Below are 15,324 nucleotides of genomic sequence, written 5' to 3'. Positions count from 1 at the left end.
CGCTTCTTTGTGCGCCGGGGGGCGACTCGACTCCGCGGGCCAGGCCGCGCGGCGGCGTTCCTGGTTAGGAGTGCGGGGCGGTGACGTCGTGCGGCTCCGCGGCGGGGCGCGGCGGACTCCCGGGCACCCGGACGTCACCTATGACCTCCCGCGTGGAGCGCGACGCGTCGGCGAGCCGCTCCAGCGCCTCGTCCCGGTCGCATGCGTAGGCGCCGAGCGCGGTCTGCCGGGCCACGATCGACCGCTCGTCCCGCATCAGCCGCCAGCCCCGCCGCAGCAGGAACGGCACGGACTTGCGGCCCTCGCGCAGATCCCGCAGGAACCGGCGGCGGAACGTGGTCACCGCTCCCCGGCTGAGGCACAGCGCGTCGGCGAGGACCCCGGCCTCCCGGCACCGCTCCACGATCTCCGCCGCGAAGATGCCCTCGGCGATGAAGACCGGGGCCCCCGTGAAGTCGATGTCCTCCGAGCCGGTACGCGCGCTCAGGGAGATGTCGTACACGGGAACGCTCGTACGCCCCGTCGCGCACAGCTGCGAGAGCGCGGCGACCGCCACGTCCGCGTCCCACGACAGCGGGTGGTCCCAGTCGATGTCCGAACTGCCCACCACCTGCGGCAGCGTGGGGTCGTCGCCCTCTTTGTAGAAGTCGTCGAGCCGCAGCACCGGAAGGCCGGAGCGGGCCGCGAGAAGGGACTTGCCGGAGCCGGAGGGGCCGCACAGCAGCACGACGCGGGCGCGTATCGGGAGAGGGGAACTCACGAGACACCAGTGTGCGGCATCCGACGCTCCAGGCAGACCCCGCGGGTCGCCTTTGGAGTGCGCGTCACACCTCAACTACCCTTCGTGTCGTCCTGATTACTTTGCGCATCAGAAGGTGGCAGCAGCGATGGCACGACACTCGGCCTCCCAGAACCCGACCGCCCGGCGCGCGTTGCTGGCCCTCACGACCGCGGGCATCGCGGTGGGCGCGGGTGCGACCTCCGCGGTCGCGGACACCGACCCGGTCCTGGACGTGGTCCGCACCCGGCCCACCTCCATGGGCAACATCGACCCGCAGGCCGGTCTCCAGGCGCTGACCGGGACCGTCGGATACGTGACCGGGCCGGTGGCGGGGCTGAAGCCCAACCCGCTGGCGGGCACGGGCGTCGACCCGCTCGACAACGGACTCGCCACCCAGGTGGCCGACTTCCCGCCGCTGGCGACGACCATGCTGACGGCGCCGGTCGCGCAGGCGCAGTCGCTGGGCAGTGTTCCCGTGCTGGGACCGGCGACGGGACTGCTGCGCTGAACCGCGGTCCCCGCGAGACACGGCAGGAGAGAGCCGCGCTTCCCCCGGACGGAGGGGAAGCGCGGCTCTCCCGTCGGACGGGACCCCTGGAACACAGGTCGGGATCCCTGGCCTCGGCCGCGGCCCGGCGGGGCGCGTACGGCCCGGTGGGCCCGGCGGGTCACGTGCGACGTCGCGACCCGGCCGGTCTCCTGCTACGGGCCGGCGGGGCTCAGTACGAGGAGCCGGACGCGCCCAGCGCACCCGTCGGGTGCCACACCGTCTTCGTCTCCAGGAAGGCCGTGAGGCGCTCGATGCCCGGCGTGTCGAAGTAATCCACAGGCTGTGGACGGACGACCCGCTTGAGGTTGTCCGCGGCCGCGATCTCCAGTTCCTTCGCGAGCGCCTCGTCGGCCCCGGCCAGGTCGATCGCGTTGACGTCCTGGTGTGCGGCCAGCGGGGCCGCGATCTCCGCCGTACCGCCGGACAGGACGTTGACCACGCCACCGGGGAGGTCCGAGGTCGCCAGCACCTCGCCCAGCGACAGGGCGGGGAGCGGGGACCTCTCGCTCGCGATCACGACCGCCGTGTTGCCGGTCGCGATCACCGGGGCGATCACCGAGACCAGCCCGAGGAAGGACGACTCCTGGGGAGCCAGGACCGTCACCACGCCCGTCGGCTCGGGCGTCGAGAGGTTGAAGAACGGGCCCGCCACCGGGTTCCCGCCGCCGACCACCTGGCCGATCTTGTCGGTCCAGCCCGCGTACCAGACCCAGCGGTCGATCGCCGCCTCGACCTGCTCGGCGGCCTTCGCCTTCGACAGGCCCTCGGCGTCGGCGACCTCGTGGACGAACTGGCTCCTGCGGCCCTCCAGCATCTCCGCGACGCGGTAGAGGATCTGGCCGCGGTTGTACGCGGTCGCGCCGGACCAGCCGCCGAACGCCTTGCGGGCGGCGACGACCGCGTCACGGGCGTCCTTGCGGCTCGCGCGCGGCGCGTTGGCCAGCCACTTGCCCTTCGAGTCGGTCACCTCGTACACCCGGCCGCTCTCGGAACGCGGGAACTTCCCGCCGACGTACAGCTTGTAGGTCTTGAAGACACTCAGGCGCTGCCGCTCTGCCTTCTCGGTGTTCTTCGGCTTCTCAGACATCGAGGTACGCCTCCAGGCCGTGACGGCCGCCCTCGCGGCCGTAGCCCGACTCCTTGTAGCCGCCGAACGGCGAGGTCGGGTCGAACTTGTTGAACGTGTTGGACCAGACGACACCCGCGCGCAGCTTGTTCGCGACCGCCAGGATCCGGGAACCCTTCTCGGTCCAGATGCCCGCCGACAGGCCGTACTGGCTGTTGTTGGCCTTCGCGACCGCCTCGTCCGGCGTACGGAAGGTCAGGACGGACAGCACCGGGCCGAAGATCTCGTCGCGTGCGACGGTGTGTGCCTGGGTGACGTTCGTGAAGAGCGTCGGGGCGAACCAGTAGCCGGAGGACGGCAGTTCGCAGGACGGGGACCAGCGCTCGGCGCCCTCGGCCTCGCCCCGCTCGACGAGCGTGGTGATGCGCGAGAGCTGTTCGGCCGAGTTGATCGCGCCGATGTCGGTGTTCTTGTCGAGCGGGTCGCCCAGGCGCAGGGTCGAGAGCCTGCGCTTGAGGGAGTCCAGCAGCTCGTCCTGGATCGACTCCTGGACCAGGAGGCGGGAGCCTGCGCAGCAGACCTGGCCCTGGTTGAAGAAGATGCCCGTGACGATGCCCTCGACGGCCTGGTCGATGGGCGCGTCGTCGAAGACGATGTTCGCGCCCTTGCCGCCGAGTTCGAGCGTGACCTTCTTCCTCGTGCCGGCCACCTGGCGTGCGATGGCCTTGCCGACCGCGGTGGAGCCCGTGAAGGCGACCTTGTTGACGTCCGGGTGCTCGACGAGGGCCGCGCCCGTGTCCCCGTATCCGGGAAGGATGTTGACGACGCCCCTGGGCAGGCCCGCCTGGCGGCAGATGTCCGCGAAGAACAGCGCCGACAGGGGGGTGGTCTCCGCGGGCTTCAGGACGACCGTGTTGCCCGTCGCGAGCGCCGGGGCGATCTTCCAGGCCAGCATCAGGAGCGGGAAGTTCCAGGGGATGACCTGGCCCGCGACGCCGAGGGGCGCGGGGTTCGTGCCGAAGCCCGCGTGGTCGAGCTTGTCGGCCCAGCCCGCGTAGTAGAAGAAGTGCGCGGCCACCAGGGGGAGGTCCGCGTCGCGCGTCTCCTTGATGGGCTTCCCGTTGTCCAGGGTCTCCAGGACGGCCAGCTCGCGGCTGCGCTCCTGGATGATCCGGGCGATGCGGAAGAGGTACTTGGCGCGCTCGGAGCCGGGCAGCGCGGACCACTTCCCGAAGGCCCTGCGGGCGGCCTTCACCGCGCGGTCGACGTCCTCGGCGCCCGCCTGGGCGACCTCGGAGAGGACCTCCTCGGTGGACGGCGAGACGGTCTTGAAGACCCTGCCGTCCGCCGCCTCCACGAACTCGCCGTCGATGAACAGGCCGTAGGAGGGGGCGATGTCGACGACCGACCGGGACTCGGGAGCCGGTGCGTACTCAAATACGGAAGCCATGGTGATCAGTCCACCGTCACGTAGTCGGGGCCGGAGTAGCGGCCGGTGGCCAGCTTCTGACGCTGCATCAGCAGGTCGTTCAGGAGCGAGGACGCGCCGAAGCGGAACCAGTGGTTGTCCAGCCAGTCCTCGCCCGCGGTCTCCTTGACCAGGACCAGGAACTTGACGGCGTCCTTCGTGGTGCGGATGCCGCCGGCGGGCTTCACGCCGATCTGGACCCCGGTCTGCGCGCGGAAGTCACGGACGGCCTCCAGCATGAGCAGGGTGTTCGCGGGCGTGGCGTTGACCGCGACCTTGCCCGTCGAGGTCTTGATGAAGTCCGCGCCCGCCAGCATGCCGAGCCAGCTCGCACGCCGGATGTTGTCGTACGTCGACAGCTCGCCGGTCTCGAAGATGACCTTCAGGCGGGCGGCGCCCGAGGCCTCCTTCACGGCGACGATCTCGTCGTACACCTTCGCGTAGTGGCCCGCGAGGAACGCCCCGCGGTCGATGACCATGTCGATCTCGTCGGCGCCCGCGGCGACCGCGTCCCGCACGTCGGCGAGCTTCACGTCGAGCGCGGCGCGGCCGGCCGGGAAGGCGGTCGCGACGGAGGCGACCTTCACGCCGGAACCGGCGACGGCCTCCTTCGCGGTGGTCACCATGTCGGGGTAGACGCAGACGGCGGCGGTGGTCGGGGCCGTACGGTCCGTGGGGTCCGGGTGGACGGCCTTGACGCCGAGTGCCCGGACCTTGCCCGGGGTGTCCGCGCCTTCCAGCGTCGTCAGGTCGACCATCGAGATGGCGAGGTCGATGGCGTACGCCTTGGCGGTCGTCTTGATCGAACGGGTGCCGAGCGAGGCGGCGCGCGCCTCCAGGCCGACCGTGTCGACGCCGGGCAGCCCGTGGAGGAAGCGGCGCAGCGTGCTGTCCGACGCGGCCACGTCCGTGAGTGCGTGAGCGCTGGGTGTGCCTCCCGCGCGCTCAGCGGCGGCGGAGGTTGCAGTGGTGGGCATGGTCACCAGACGAGCATATCTACGCGCGTAGCGGCTGTACAGCCCCGGTGCTCGTCCCGCTGTCCCGCCTTTCCGCCCCGCCGCCGGCGGCCCGCAGCCGACGTACGACCCCCCGCGGGGCACCGCCCACGAGCGCGTCCCACGGCGTCGGGCAGAATCGGCATCATGACGACCCCGGACCACCAGCCACCCGCACCGGAAACACCGGAACCCCAGTTCAAGGACCGGGTCTACCGGTCGCCCTCCGGCGTCGCGGGCGGTGTGCTGCTGCTCGCGATCGCGGGCTGGCTCGGCATCGACGCGCTGGTCACGGGCGAGGGCCGGGCGCCGTGGCTGGCGCTGGCCACGCTGCTCCTGCTCGTCCCGCTGGTCGCCGCCTTCACCCTGCGCCCGGCCGTGTACGCGAACGAGGAGCGGCTGCGCATCCGTAACCCCTTCCGGGTGATCGTCCTGCCCTGGGGGACGGTCGAGGCGTTCAGGTCCGGCTACTCGAACGAGGTGCTCGACCAGGCCGGCACCAAGTACCAGGTGTGGGCCGTCCCGGTCTCCCTGCGCGCCCGCAAGAGGGCGGCCCGCAAGGAGGACAGGGGTGACGCCGCGCGCACCCGCGGCGGGCAGCCCCGCCACCCCTCACCCGCGCACAACGGGCCCGTACGCGCCCAGAGCGACCAGACCATGCACGAGCTGCGCGAGCTGATGGACGCCCGCGGCAAGGACCCGCGGGCCCAGGGAGAGGTGTCGGTGCGGTGGGCCTACGAGATCGTGGGACCCGCCGCGGCCGGAGCCGTCCTGCTGGCGATCCTGCTGGCCGTGGGCTGACCCCGAGCCCCGCTCCGCACCACCGGAAACCGCGCGCCGACGGCGGGACGTCCCGGGGATCGACGCGCCGGGCTTGAGGCGATGGGCACGTTCGGCCGTACGAGAGGGTGGCACCTCCGTCGGGGCAGGGGCGTCCGCCGGTCGGGGCGGCGCGTTTCGGTCGCTACTGTCACCAGTGCCGCGCCGGTGCCGCCACCGGCGTTCCCACGCGATCCAGGAGTGCATGTGCCGTACGACGAGCCGCTGCGGCTGCCCGCGGCAGCGATACCCGACGACTGCCGGGACTGGACGTCCGGGCGGGCGGCGGGCTGGTCGGCCGCGCTGCCGCCGCGCTGGACGTTCCTGCGGGTGCGCAGGTCGATCGCCGGCGCCGTGACCACCCTCGCGTTCTGCGCGGGCGCCTGGGCCGCGATGCTCGGCGGACTGTGGCCGTTCGTCGCGGCGGGCTTCGCGGTGTACGTCCTGTGGGTGCTCGCGCGGCCCGAACTGGTCTGGGCCGGAGCGCCCGCGCTGCTCCTCGCGCTCGCGATGGAGGCACCGTCGCAGCCGTGGGTCGTGACCGCCGTCGTGGCGTTCGTCGTGGTGGTCTCCTGGGTCGTCGTCGCCGTACGCCTGCGGGCCCGGGGCGCACAGATCGACCAGGCGCTGGACGCCGCCTCAGAGGGCACGGCGCGGACTCCGGACGCGGACGCGAAGGTGCTTCGCGGCCGCTTCCTGCTCCCGCTCGGCCTCGTCGTGCTCGGCCTCGGAGTACTCACCGGCGCCACCGCCCGGCTGTGGGGCACGGCCGACGACCGCCGGGTCTCCTGGGTCCTGGCCTTCTACCTGGCAGGGCTCGGCGTGACCGCCATCGCCTCGGCGTGGCTCGGCCGCCACCGGGCCGTCGCGCTGCGGCGGACCCCCGCACCCGTACTGCGCGTCCTCGTACGCGACGACGCGCAGGGCACCACGGAGGTGTACGCGTCGGACGACCTCGCGGCGCTCCGGCCGCTGTTCACCGTGGACCTGACCTCGTACGACGGTGACGAGGAAGACGACGAGGCCGACGGCGACGACGAGCCGGGCGCCGACGAGGAACTGGAGCGGCTCCTCGACGCGGCCGACGACGACACCCCCGGCCCGGTCCGCGAGGCCGTCCTCTACGGCGCTCCCTTCGACGGCGCCGAGGTCGTGGTCCTCAGCGCCGACGAGGACTCCGACCAGCCGCCGCTGACGGAGTGGTCGACGGGACCGGTCCGGCCGCTGTCGCCGGGCGCCGGCGCCCGGCGCATCGCCAAGGAGAAGGCCCGCGAGGAGCAGAACCGCCAACTGGCCGAGCAGGCGAGGGAGTCGGTCGTGGACCGCGTCCCCGCCCCGGTGCGCCGCTGGAGTGCGGGCTGGCTGGACTGGGTGGCCGCCGCGCTGCTGGTGCAGTGGGGCGGCTGGCTCGCCTGGTCCGGCATCACCGGGTCGGACCTGTCGCTCTGGAAGCTGACCCTCGTCGTCGCGCTCGGCCTCTACGGGGCCGTCCGCGTCCCCGTGAAGCTCGCCTGGCGCATCACGGCGGACCGCTCGGGCCTGTGGGTCACCGGACTCGGCGGCCCCCGGCACGTTCCCTGGGACGACATCCGCTCCGTCCGCCGCCGGTCCTTCGAGCTGAAGCTCCGCTGGCGGGACGACGACTGGTCGGTCGCGGCGCCGCGCTGGGCCTGGTTCGAGCGACGGCGCGGCCTGGTCCACCCGTACGACGCGCTGGCGGCCGAGCTGTCGGCCATGCGCACGGACCCCGCGCTGCGGCCCACCGGGGAGAGCACCGTCCCCGAACGCGGCCGCCCGCTCTGGCCGCTGGCCGTGGTGCTGGCACTGGTGTGGGCGGCGTTGCTGGTCGTGCTGGGCTGACGGGCGCGGTCCCGGGCCACGAACGCCTGCCGGCTCCGGGCGGCGGGCCGCCGCGGAAGTCGCTCATGCGCGGCGGGCAACCCGCGAGGGGACCGGCGGCGACCAGGAGGTGAAATCCCGTCCCCCACCAAGGGAGTTCACCGTGCACAGACTCTTGGCGCGTCTGGCCACCCTGCTCGCCGCCCTGATCGCCCTGGTCGTCGCCCCCGCCACGACGGCGTCCCCGGCGCAGGCCGCAGAGGAGTGGAACCCGCCCGCGAACCTCGTACAGCCGCTGGGCGAGGTGTGGAACCACGTCTCGTCGACCTACCCCGACCTCCACGGCTTCCGCAACTACGGCTGGGACCAGGTCATGGCCAACCGGGGAAGCGTCAACTACTGCGTGCGCTGGGAGTCCGACGCCCCGGTCAGCGCGGCCCTGCGCGACCGGGTCCACACCGCGCTGAAGAAGCAGTTCGGCAAGTGGATGTCGGCCATGGTCGACAACGGCAAGGGCCACAACGCCTGGCCGTACACCAACGTGCCGGTCAACATCGTCGGCTGGGCGGTGAAGAACCGCTCCACACTCCAGTGGACCGACAACTCCGTCGACATCTACGCCGGAAACCTCGACGGGGGAGGCGCCCCGCAGTGCGCACCCGACTGCGGCCGCTTCTTCCACCAGGACGGCAACTACTCCCGCTGTCCGGGCGGCGCGGCCCGCCACTACGACCAGTCCCTCTGGCTCACCAAGGGCTTCCAGGGCGGCGCGGGCGGCGACTGGGGCCAGCGCGTCGGCCAGGAGTACTTCACGAACGCCCTGGCGCAGGAGAACATCCACATCTACCTGCACGAGGTCGGCCACACCTTCGGGCTGGACGACTTCTACGACTGGTCCCCGACCGGCCAGTGCTGCTTCCTCATGAAGGCGGGCAGCGCCGCCCAGATCACCGAGTTCGACAAGTGGATGTTCCGGGACTTCTGGCGCCACCTGAAGAGCCGGTACGGCCTCTGACGGCCGTCCCCCGGCAGGCGGCCGGGGATCGTCCCGGACCGGAGGTACCGGCGGGTGTCCGCGGCGGCGGACACCCGTCGGGCCCTCGGGTGACGCCGGCCGTCAGATGCCCGCCGCCGCCGACAGGTCCCGCTTGACCGCCGCCAGCAGCTCCGCCGCCTTCGCGCGCGCCGCCGGAAGGCCCTCGTGGGTGCCCACCGGCACCACGACCTCCAGGTAGCACTTCAGCTTCGGCTCCGTACCGCTGGGGCGGACGATGACACGGGCGCCGTCCAGCGTGTAGCGCAGCCCGTCCGTGGGCGGCAGCCTGTCCGTCCCCTGGGTGAGGTCCTCGGACCGGGTGACGGGCAGTCCCGCGAGCTGGGTCGGGGGCTGTTCGCGCAGGCGGCGCATCGCGTCCGTGATCAGCGACAGGTCGTCCACCCGGACCGCGAGCTGGTCGGTGGCGTGCAGACCGTGCTCCACGGCGAGGTCGTCCAGGAGGTCGAGGAGCGAGCGGCCGTCCGCCTTGAGCCCGGAGGCCAGCTCAGTGATCAGGAGGGCCGCCGTGATGCCGTCCTTGTCCCGGACGCCCTCGGGGTCGACGCAGTAGCCCAGCGCCTCCTCGTAGCCGTACCGCAGGCCCTCCACCCGGGCGATCCACTTGAAGCCCGTCAGGGTCTCCTCGTACGGGAGGCCCGCCTTCCCGGCGATCCGGCCGAGGAGGGACGACGAGACGATCGACTCCGCGAAGGTGCCCCGTACGCCCCGGCGGACCAGGTGCGCCGCGAGGAGGGCGCCCACCTCGTCGCCGCGCAGCATGCGCCAGTCCCCGGCGCCGTCCTTGACGGCCGCGGCGCAGCGGTCCGCGTCCGGGTCGTTCGCGATGATCAGGTCGGGGTCGGTCTCGCGGGCCTTCGCGAAGGCCAGGTCCATCGCGCCCGGCTCCTCCGGGTTCGGGAACGCGACCGTGGGGAAGTCCGGGTCCGGCTCGGCCTGCTCGGCCACGAGGACGGGCGCGGGGAAGCCGGCCCGCGCGAACGCCGCGAGGAGGGTCTCCTTGCCGACGCCGTGCATCGCCGTGTAGACCGTGCGGGCGATCCGGGGCGAGCCGGGGGCCAGCACCTCGTCCGTGCGGGCCAGGTAGGCGTTCAGGACGCCGTCGTCGAGGGTCTCCCAGCCGGAGTCCGGGCGGGGGACGTCCGCGAGGCGCGCCACCGCGGCGATCTCGGCGGCGATCTCCGCGTCCGCCGGGGGGACGATCTGGGAGCCGTCGCCGAGGTAGACCTTGTAGCCGTTGTCGCGCGGGGGGTTGTGGCTGGCCGTCACCTCGACGCCCGCCACCGCGCCCAGATGCCGTATGGCGTACGCGAGGACCGGGGTCGGGAGGGGCCGGGGGAGTACGGCGGCGCGCAGGCCGGCGCCCGTCATGACCGCGGCGGTGTCGCGCGCGAAGTCGGCGGACTTGTGGCGGGCGTCGTAGCCGATGACGACCAGGCCGCCCGTCTGTCCCTTCGCCTTCAGGTACGCGGCGAGACCGGCGGCGGCGCGGATGACGACCGAGCGGTTCATGCGCATCGGGCCGGCGCCCAGTTCGCCGCGCAGGCCCGCCGTGCCGAACTGGAGGGTGCCGCTGAAGCGTGCGGTGAGCTCCGCGGTGTCCTCGGCGTCGATGAGCTTGGCGAGTTCCTCACGGGTGTCCGCGTCGGGGTCCTCGGCGAGCCATGCCTCGGCCTGCGCGATGAGTTCGTCCTGCACGAGGGTCGACCTCTTTTCGTTCGTCGTACGTGTGGGTGTACCCCGAGCCCGGATTTCTTCGCCCCCGCCGCCCCGCGCTTCCCGTCCCTGGGGGCTGCAGCACCCGAGGAAGTGACGGGAAGGGCAGGGGCGGCGAGGGCGGCGGGGGCGAAAACGCTACAGCCGGCCCAGGACCTGGTTGAGGAGCGCTCCCATGCGCGTCGCCGAGTCGCGACCCGCCTGGAGCACCTCCTCGTGGTTGAGCGGCTCGCCGGTCATACCGGCGGCGAGGTTGGTCACGAGGGAGATCCCGAGCACCTCCGCACCGGCCTCCCGCGCGGCGATGGCCTCGAGGGTGGTCGACATCCCGACCAGGTCCGCCCCGATGACCCGGGCCATGCGGATCTCGGCCGGCGTCTCGTAGTGCGGCCCGGGGAACTGCGCGTACACGCCCTCTTCGAGCGTCGCGTCGATCTCCTTGCACAGTGCACGCAGCCGCGGCGAGTACAGGTCCGTCAGGTCGACGAAGTTCGCGCCGACGATCGGGGACGCAGCCGTCAGGTTGATGTGGTCGCTGATCAGGACCGGCTGCCCGGGGCGCATGCCCTCGCGCAGACCACCGCAGCCGTTGGTCAGCACGATGGTCTTGCAGCCGGCGGCCACGGCCGTACGGACGCCGTGCGCGACGGCGGCGACCCCGCGGCCCTCGTAGTAGTGGGTGCGGCCCAGGAACACGAGCGCACGCTTGTCACCGATCTGGTACGAGCGGACCTTGCCGCCGTGACCCTCGACCGCCGGCGGCGGGAAACCCGGCAGCTCGGTGACCGGGAACTCGGCCGCGGGGTCGCCGAGGGCATCCACGGCCGGCGCCCAGCCCGAGCCCATCACGAGGGCGACGTCGTGGGTCTCGGCGCCCGAGAGTTCCCGCAGGCGCACGGCGGCGGCGTCGGCGGCGACCCTTGGATCTGCTGGGGTGGCGCCCTGGATGTCGTCCGGAAGAAGAGATGCGTTCACGCGCATGAGGGTAGCCGCTCAGGGCCTACGCGCGTAGATGTTGATGGTCACGGGTTTGCGATCGTTGTCTTGTTGTTTCCGCCGAAGGTCCCCGCAGGGCGTCGGCGGGCGCCGGCCCGGGCGCTGACAGGGCGCCGCGCGGGTCAGCAGGGGCGCTTGCGCAGCTCCATCACGTAGTCGTGCGGGGCTCCCGCCGATTCCGCCGCGTCCGCGATCTCGCCGAGGTAGCGGGCCGAGGGGAGCCCTCCCTCGTAACCGTTGAGGACGTACACCCATGCGGGCTCCTCACCCTCCAGGGTGTGGATTCGCACACGCATCCGCCGGTAGATGTCGAGGCCGACACCCTCCCAGCGGTCCATGGACTCCTCGTCCGGGGGAGCGATGTCGTACAGGGTGACGAAGACCTGCGAGCGCGGGGCCTCGACGATGGTCACCAGCGCGCCCTCCCAGCCCATGTGCTCGCCGCCGAACGTCAGCCGCCAGCCGTTGAGCCACCCCGTGGCGCGCAGCGGCGAGTGGGGTGCGCGGCGCGTCATGAGCCGCGGGTCGAGATTGCCGGCGTACGCGGCGTAGAGCGACATGGGACCGAGGGTACGGCAGCCGACGCATGTGACTCTCCCGTAACCGGAGCCCCGGTCCACGCGCCCGCGACACCCCGGGAGAGCCCCCGGGCTGAAGCACCTTCAGGCGTGCGGGACAATGGAGTACGTGACTCGGATCGTGATCATTGGCGGCGGACCCGGCGGATACGAGGCGGCCCTGGTGGCAGCCCAGCTCGGCGCGGAGGTGACCGTCGTCGACTGCGACGGCCTGGGCGGGGCGTCGGTGCTCACCGACTGCGTCCCGTCGAAGACCCTGATCGCGACGGCCGAGGTGATGACCACCTTCGACTCGTCGTACGAGGAGCTGGGGATCATCGTCGCCGACGACACCCCCCACATCGACACGCCCGCGCGCGTCGTCGGGGTCGACCTCGGCAAGGTCAACCGCCGGGTGAAGCGCCTCGCGCTCGCCCAGTCCCACGACATCACGGCCTCCGTGACGCGTGCCGGGGCCCGGGTGCTTCGGGGCCGCGGGCGGCTCGACGGGCAGCAGGCCATGGACGGCTCGCGCAAGGTCGTCGTGCGGGCCGCGGACGGGAGCGAGGAGACGCTCGTCGCCGACGCCGTGCTCATCGCCACCGGCGGACACCCCCGCGAGCTGGCCGACGCGCAGCCGGACGGCGAGCGCATCCTGAACTGGACCCAGGTCTATGACCTGGACGAGCTGCCCGACGAGCTCATCGTGGTCGGCTCCGGTGTCACCGGCGCCGAGTTCGCCGGTGCCTACCAGGCGCTCGGCTCGCGGGTCACGCTCGTCTCCAGCCGGGACCGCGTCCTGCCGGGCGAGGACCCGGACGCGGCGGCCGTGCTGGAGGACGTGTTCCGGCGGCGCGGCATGAACGTCATGGCCCGCTCGCGCGCCGCGTCCGCCAAGCGGGTCGGCGACCGCGTCGAGGTGACGCTCGCCGACGGCCGTGTCATCACCGGCTCGCACTGCCTGATGGCCGTCGGTGCCATCCCGAACAGCCACGGGATGGGCCTGGAGGAGGCCGGGGTCAAGGTCCAGGAGTCCGGGCACATCTGGACCGACAAGGTCTCCAGGACCACGGCCCCCGGTGTGTACGCCGCCGGTGACGTCACCGGGGTCTTCGCGCTGGCCTCCGTGGCCGCCATGCAGGGCCGTATCGCGATGTACCACTTCCTCGGCGACGCGGTCGCCCCGCTCAACCTGAAGACGGTGTCGTCGAACGTCTTCACCGACCCCGAGATCGCCACCGTCGGCTACTCGCAGGCCGACGTCGACGGCGGGGTCATCGACGCCCGGTCCGTGAAGCTGCCCCTGCTGCGCAACCCGCGCGCCAAGATGCAGGGCATCCGGGACGGCTTCGTGAAGATCTTCTGCCGTCCGGGCACCGGGATCGTCGTCGGCGGTGTGGTCGTCGCGCCGCGCGCCTCGGAACTCATCCACCCGATCTCCCTCGCGGTCGACAACAACCTGACCGTCGAACAGATCGCGAACGCCTTCACCGTGTATCCGTCGCTCTCGGGCTCCATCGCCGAGGTGGCGCGGCAGCTGCACACGAGGAAGTCCGCGGGCGAGGGCTGAGCAGAAGGCGGTTCTCCGCTGGTCACGGGGAGTCGCCGGCTGCCGGTCACGGGGAGTTGCCGACCATTCGCGCGGCATACGCGTTGTGATTAGGCGTATACCACTTCCCACCCTGCCATGCGAACAACTTCTGTTATTCGGCGCAAACTGCTGAAAGCAGACGGTCGTTGGGGTTACTGTCAGTTTCGTGTTCGCTGCAGAACGTCGCCAATTGATCCTCGAAATGGTGCGAGCAAATGGAGCCGTGTCGCTCCGTGAGCTCGCCCGCGTCGTCCAGACCTCCGAAGTGACCGTACGGCGGGACGTGCGCGCACTGGAGGCAGAAGGACTCCTCGACCGCCGACACGGCGGTGCGGTATTGCCGGGCGGGTTCACGCGGGAGTCCGGCTTTCCGCAGAAATCTCATCTCGCGACCGCCGAGAAGACGGCCATCGCCGATCTCGCCGCAAGTCTCGTCGAAGAGGGCGAGGCCATTGTGGTGGGGGCGGGAACCACCACCCAGGAGCTGGCCCGCCGGCTCGCGCGTGTCCCCGGACTGACCGTCGTCACCAACTCCCTGCTGGTGGCCCAGGCGTTGGCCCACGCCAACCGCGTGGAGGTCGTGATGACCGGCGGCACCCTGCGCGGTTCCAACTACGCCCTGGTCGGCAGCGGGGCCGAGCAGTCCCTCCAGGGGCTGCGGGTCTCCCGGGCCTTCCTGTCGGGGAGCGGACTGACCGCCGAGCGCGGCCTGTCCACCTCCAACATGCTGTCGGCGTCCGTCGACCGCGCACTCGTCCAGGCGGCCGCCGAGGTCGTGGTCCTCGCCGACCACACCAAGCTCGGCACCGACACGATGTTCCAGACCGTGCCGACCGACGTGATCACCCGGCTGGTCACCGACGAGCCGCCCGCCCACGACGACCGCGCGGCCACCGAACTGCAGGCCCTGGCCGATCAGGGCGTGCAGATCGCGGTGGCCGGAGCCGGCGGTTCGGGCGGCGATACGGTCCCGGCGGGGCGCCAGCCGCCACGCCGGGACGTGCCGCTGCCGGGCCCCCGACGCGGCCAGGCACCCGGCGGAGGACCGCAGTTGCGCAGTGCCGCGGCGGTTCTGGGGGATCAGCCCCAGAGCGAGCGGGCTCGGGTCGCCGACCTGCGCCGACGCTGACAGAGCGGCGCCCCTGCCGACGGACGGCGGTCCAGTCCGTACGTCGGAAGGCGCCACGGCAGTTCGTACGTGCGCCGTGCGGGGCGTCAGGCCTTGAGGCCCCGCAGAGTCAGTGTCAGCAGGCGGTCGGCCAACTCCGGGTCACCGGGGGTCTCTTCGGCGGCCAGCGCGATCGCGTTGGTCAGCTGGAGCAGATCACCGATGGACACACCGGGGCGTACTGCGCCTGCCCGCTGGGCGCGCGTGAGGAGGGCACTGCCCGCCTCACGCATCGGGCCGCTGCATCGCGCGAGCGCCGAGGCGTCGTCGTGCGAGGCCGACATGAGCGCTCGCGACAGCCCGCGATACTCACCCGCATGAGTGATGACGGCGCGCAGCCACGTCACGAGCGCCGTGCACGGCTGCGGGTCGTCGAGCAGTTCGCGTGAGCGGTCCAGCAGATCACTCACCGCGTCCGCGAAGACCGCGCTCAGCAGTGCGTGCCGGTTCGGGAAGTGGCGGTACAGCGTGCCGATGCCCACGCCGGCGCGTTTCGCCACGTCCTCCAGGGAGGCGTCGGCGCCGTGTTCGGCGAACGTGGTCCGTGCTTCGGCCACCAGCCGCTCGTGGTTGCGCCGGGCGTCGGCGCGCATGCGTGTGCCTGCCGGCGGGTTGGACATGTGTCTCACCTGGCCTCTCTCGCCTCCTGCGACCGCCCCCTGGGGGGCCTGGAGCCGTCTCGTCCGCCCCATGATCGCCGTCCGGGCGTGCGGGCCGGATGTGG

General features: G+C 72.2%; 14 protein-coding genes. 6 read left to right on the top strand and 8 right to left on the bottom strand.

Features of this window, described 5'->3' with window-relative positions:
- Nucleotides 1-64 precede the first annotated feature (64 nt).
- Nucleotides 65-760 (bottom strand): uridine kinase family protein, encoded by a 696-nt coding sequence (locus O1Q96_RS39610; RefSeq protein ID WP_269252703.1) that lies wholly within the window; start codon nucleotides 758-760, stop codon nucleotides 65-67.
- Between the two features lie 127 nt (nucleotides 761-887).
- Here O1Q96_RS39610 and O1Q96_RS39605 point away from each other — a divergent pair, with 127 nt between their 5' ends.
- Nucleotides 888-1,289 (top strand): hypothetical protein, encoded by a 402-nt coding sequence (locus O1Q96_RS39605; RefSeq protein ID WP_269252702.1) that lies wholly within the window; start codon nucleotides 888-890, stop codon nucleotides 1,287-1,289.
- Between the two features lie 211 nt (nucleotides 1,290-1,500).
- Here O1Q96_RS39605 and O1Q96_RS39600 read toward each other — a convergent pair whose 3' ends face one another.
- Genes O1Q96_RS39600 through deoC form a run of 3 tightly spaced genes read right to left on the bottom strand, consistent with a single transcriptional unit; the run spans nucleotide 1,501 to nucleotide 4,842 of the window.
- Nucleotides 1,501-2,418, bottom strand: a complete 918-nt coding sequence (locus tag O1Q96_RS39600) for an aldehyde dehydrogenase family protein (protein ID WP_269252701.1) — start codon at nucleotides 2,416-2,418, stop codon at nucleotides 1,501-1,503.
- Nucleotides 2,411-3,847 (bottom strand): aldehyde dehydrogenase family protein, encoded by a 1,437-nt coding sequence (locus O1Q96_RS39595; RefSeq protein ID WP_269252700.1) that lies wholly within the window; start codon nucleotides 3,845-3,847, stop codon nucleotides 2,411-2,413. The genes O1Q96_RS39600 and O1Q96_RS39595 overlap by 8 nt, the downstream gene beginning before the upstream one ends.
- Nucleotides 3,848-3,852: 5 nt before the next feature.
- A complete protein-coding gene (gene deoC, locus O1Q96_RS39590) occupies nucleotides 3,853-4,842 on the bottom strand; it encodes a deoxyribose-phosphate aldolase (RefSeq protein WP_269252699.1) in 990 nt (329 codons plus the stop codon).
- 165 nt (nucleotides 4,843-5,007) lie between these two features.
- Here deoC and O1Q96_RS39585 point away from each other — a divergent pair, with 165 nt between their 5' ends.
- The 3 genes from O1Q96_RS39585 to O1Q96_RS39575 all read left to right on the top strand — a co-directional run bounded on the left by O1Q96_RS39585 (nucleotide 5,008) and on the right by O1Q96_RS39575 (nucleotide 8,533).
- A complete protein-coding gene (locus tag O1Q96_RS39585) occupies nucleotides 5,008-5,661 on the top strand; it encodes a PH domain-containing protein (RefSeq protein WP_269252698.1) in 654 nt (217 codons plus the stop codon).
- A 225-nt stretch (nucleotides 5,662-5,886) separates the two neighbouring features.
- Nucleotides 5,887-7,539 (top strand): hypothetical protein, encoded by a 1,653-nt coding sequence (locus tag O1Q96_RS39580; RefSeq protein WP_269252697.1) that lies wholly within the window; start codon nucleotides 5,887-5,889, stop codon nucleotides 7,537-7,539.
- 142 nt (nucleotides 7,540-7,681) lie between these two features.
- Nucleotides 7,682-8,533 carry a hypothetical protein gene (locus tag O1Q96_RS39575; protein WP_269252696.1) on the top strand — a complete coding sequence of 284 codons (852 nt, stop codon included), beginning with the start codon at nucleotides 7,682-7,684 and terminating at the stop codon, nucleotides 8,531-8,533.
- A 102-nt stretch (nucleotides 8,534-8,635) separates the two neighbouring features.
- On the opposite strand, the gene O1Q96_RS39570 is transcribed toward O1Q96_RS39575, so the two are convergent.
- From O1Q96_RS39570 to O1Q96_RS39560, 3 genes are all read right to left on the bottom strand, one after another.
- Nucleotides 8,636-10,270: a phospho-sugar mutase gene (locus O1Q96_RS39570; RefSeq protein ID WP_269252695.1), complete on the bottom strand. Its 1,635-nt coding sequence runs from the start codon at nucleotides 10,268-10,270 to the stop codon at nucleotides 8,636-8,638.
- A gap of 156 nt (nucleotides 10,271-10,426) precedes the next feature.
- Complete coding sequence (locus O1Q96_RS39565) at nucleotides 10,427-11,263, bottom strand: purine-nucleoside phosphorylase (protein WP_269252694.1); 837 nt, start codon at nucleotides 11,261-11,263, stop codon at nucleotides 10,427-10,429.
- Nucleotides 11,264-11,406: 143 nt separating this feature from the next.
- On the bottom strand, nucleotides 11,407-11,844 hold the full coding sequence (locus tag O1Q96_RS39560) for a gamma-glutamylcyclotransferase family protein (protein WP_217452856.1): 438 nt from the start codon (nucleotides 11,842-11,844) through the stop codon (nucleotides 11,407-11,409).
- A 118-nt stretch (nucleotides 11,845-11,962) separates the two neighbouring features.
- On the opposite strand from O1Q96_RS39560, the gene O1Q96_RS39555 reads away from it, so the two are divergent.
- Nucleotides 11,963-13,411, top strand: a complete 1,449-nt coding sequence (locus tag O1Q96_RS39555; protein ID WP_269252693.1) for an NAD(P)H-quinone dehydrogenase — start codon at nucleotides 11,963-11,965, stop codon at nucleotides 13,409-13,411.
- A gap of 187 nt (nucleotides 13,412-13,598) precedes the next feature.
- A complete protein-coding gene (locus O1Q96_RS39550; protein ID WP_217452858.1) occupies nucleotides 13,599-14,561 on the top strand; it encodes a DeoR/GlpR family DNA-binding transcription regulator in 963 nt (320 codons plus the stop codon).
- A gap of 86 nt (nucleotides 14,562-14,647) precedes the next feature.
- Here the strand turns inward: O1Q96_RS39550 and O1Q96_RS39545 are convergent, their stop codons facing one another.
- Complete coding sequence (locus O1Q96_RS39545; RefSeq protein ID WP_269252692.1) at nucleotides 14,648-15,220, bottom strand: TetR/AcrR family transcriptional regulator; 573 nt, start codon at nucleotides 15,218-15,220, stop codon at nucleotides 14,648-14,650.
- Nucleotides 15,221-15,324: the final 104 nt, after the last annotated feature.

Source organism: Streptomyces aurantiacus, from assembly GCF_027107535.1.
Taxonomy (GTDB): domain Bacteria; phylum Actinomycetota; class Actinomycetes; order Streptomycetales; family Streptomycetaceae; genus Streptomyces.
The sequence above is the reverse complement of the archived record's forward strand: the minus strand, read 5'-3'. Positions and strand labels throughout refer to the sequence as shown.

Excerpts from the sequence above, each read along its gene's own strand:
- O1Q96_RS39605 (WP_269252702.1), top strand. The coding sequence starts at position 888 with ATGGCACGACACTCGGCCTCCCAGAACCCGACCGCCCGGCGCGCGTTG.
- O1Q96_RS39600 (WP_269252701.1), bottom strand. The coding sequence starts at position 2,418 with ATGTCTGAGAAGCCGAAGAACACCGAGAAGGCAGAGCGGCAGCGCCTG.
- O1Q96_RS39595 (WP_269252700.1), bottom strand. The coding sequence starts at position 3,847 with ATGGCTTCCGTATTTGAGTACGCACCGGCTCCCGAGTCCCGGTCGGTC.
- deoC (WP_269252699.1), bottom strand. The coding sequence starts at position 4,842 with ATGCCCACCACTGCAACCTCCGCCGCCGCTGAGCGCGCGGGAGGCACA.
- O1Q96_RS39585 (WP_269252698.1), top strand. The coding sequence starts at position 5,008 with ATGACGACCCCGGACCACCAGCCACCCGCACCGGAAACACCGGAACCC.
- O1Q96_RS39560 (WP_217452856.1), bottom strand. The coding sequence starts at position 11,844 with ATGTCGCTCTACGCCGCGTACGCCGGCAATCTCGACCCGCGGCTCATG.
- O1Q96_RS39555 (WP_269252693.1), top strand. The coding sequence starts at position 11,963 with ATGGAGTACGTGACTCGGATCGTGATCATTGGCGGCGGACCCGGCGGA.
- O1Q96_RS39545 (WP_269252692.1), bottom strand. The coding sequence starts at position 15,220 with ATGTCCAACCCGCCGGCAGGCACACGCATGCGCGCCGACGCCCGGCGC.